Here is a 257-nt window from a genome sequence, read left to right on the forward strand (position 1 = left end):
CTGCGCGCGCTCGGGACGCCGACCGCGGTGCCGATCGCCAGGCCGACGACGATCAGCAGCCAGTCGCCGACGCCCGGCGTGAGCAGCGTCGCGCCCACGGCGATCACCATGCCGACGGCGGCGATCTGGTTGCCGCGGACCGCCGTGCGCGGCCCCCGCAGCATGTGCAGCCCGACGATGAACATCGAGAACGCGACGATGTAGAGCAGGTTGATGACGTCGCCGCGGCTCATGGGAGCTGCTTGCTCTCCTCGCCG

Annotated in this window: 1 protein-coding gene; it reads right to left on the minus strand. The window is 71.6% G+C overall.

Annotated features, from left to right (window positions below; all coding sequences use genetic code 11):
* Positions 1-233: NAD(P)(+) transhydrogenase (Re/Si-specific) subunit beta (locus tag ACX9YW_RS23220; RefSeq protein ID WP_460351113.1), on the minus strand; the 233-nt coding region annotated here is incomplete at its 3' end.
* Between the last annotated feature and the right edge of the window lie 24 nt (positions 234-257).

Source organism: Pseudoneobacillus rhizolycopersici (assembly GCF_054786815.1).